The organism is Streptomyces sp. TRM68367 (assembly GCF_014495685.1).
Lineage (GTDB): Bacteria > Actinomycetota > Actinomycetes > Streptomycetales > Streptomycetaceae > Streptomyces.
The window spans coordinates 1-1,313 of sequence record NZ_JACTVI010000270.1; the positions used below are offsets into that span (position 1 = coordinate 1).

Consider the following 1,313-nt stretch of genomic DNA (forward strand, 5'->3'; position numbering starts at 1 on the left):
CGATCCGGTCCGGGGCCAGCTCCTGGACGCGTTTGAGGAGTTCCTCGTTGCGGCCGGTGCCGAGGACCCTGGAGACGCCCGAGGCCAGTGCAATCGGGGCGCCGAGCGGCGCCCGCGCCTGCCATCGAGGGACGGGCGTCCCCGCAGCCCGAGGCGTACGGGAGTCCTCGCCGGTGAACAGGCGCGGACGGACCATGCGGGGCCGAACCAGAATCGGTGCGGCGCTCTGGGCGCGAGCGAAGAGGGGAACGACGCGGGCTGCTCACCCGTTGCGGCTCCCTGCGTGCTACCGATAGCGCAATCGTGCGAAGTGTCGGCGACTCTGTCAAGAGGTGCAGGGCGTTTCAAGTACCTGGACATGTTGCTCGCTTTCGCTCTCTAGGTCCCTCGGGCCGTGAGTGCTATCGTTCGCATAATCCGCAGCGTCCCGGCAAGAACTCCGATGGGCCCGCGCTCTCCTGGACGGACGGACAGCACAGGCAGCGCGGGTTCGCCGGGCCCGATCGCGGCCGACAGGAAAGCGAGCCTGACATGACATCCGAGCCCTCTGTGGCACCCATGACCCTCACCACAATTGTGGCCAGCACGCGTCCTGGACGTGTGGGCCGGTCCGTCGCGGACTGGTTCACGTCCCGGGTCGCGGAGGACGACCGGTTCGCATCGCACCTGGTCGACCTGCATGAACTCGATCTGCCGTTCTACGACGAGCCGCATCCGCCCGCTCTGCGGCAGTACACGAAGAGCCACACGCGCGCATGGAGCCGGATCGTCGAGGCGTCGGACGCGTTCGTCTTCGTCACCCCGGAGTACAACGGCGGCTTCCCCGCTCCCCTGAAGAACGCGTGGGACTACCTCGTCGTGGAGTGGCAGCACAAACCGGCCGCGTTCGTCAGCTACGGAGGCGTCTCGGCGGGTACCCGGGCGGTGCAGATGGCCAAGCAGGTCGTGGCGAACCTGAGGATGCTGCCGATCGGCCCGACCGTGAGCATCCCGTTCGTCAACGAACAGGTTGAGGACGGCGCTTTCCGGCCCGGCAAGATGCACGAGACAGCCGCCGAGCACGTGCTCGACGAACTCGCGCGCACCGGCACCGTCATGCGCCGGCTGCGCAGCGGAACATACTGAACCGGCGTCGCCCAGGACACGAAGGCGCCCGGAGCGCATCGCTCCGGGCGCTTTTCGCGTCTGTGGACGAGGCCGCCCTGGCTTGGGCGGAACCGCCGTGACTCAGGTGGACCTGGACGGAGCCCTTCCGTCAGGGGGTGCCGTGCTGCCGCGCAGGACCAGCGATCCGGGGGAGACCGACGTGTACG

At 68.5% G+C, this 1,313-nt stretch carries 2 protein-coding genes; one reads left to right on the forward strand and one right to left on the reverse strand.

What is annotated here, in order from left to right; genetic code table 11:
- Positions 1-196 (reverse strand): hypothetical protein (locus tag H8R17_RS45425; RefSeq protein ID WP_187828987.1); only part of this gene is annotated, 196 nt, incomplete at its 3' end.
- A gap of 362 nt (positions 197-558) precedes the next feature.
- Here H8R17_RS45425 and H8R17_RS45430 point away from each other — a divergent pair.
- Complete coding sequence (locus H8R17_RS45430; protein ID WP_262506069.1) at positions 559-1,125, forward strand: NADPH-dependent FMN reductase; 567 nt, start codon at positions 559-561, stop codon at positions 1,123-1,125.
- Positions 1,126-1,313 lie beyond the last annotated feature (188 nt).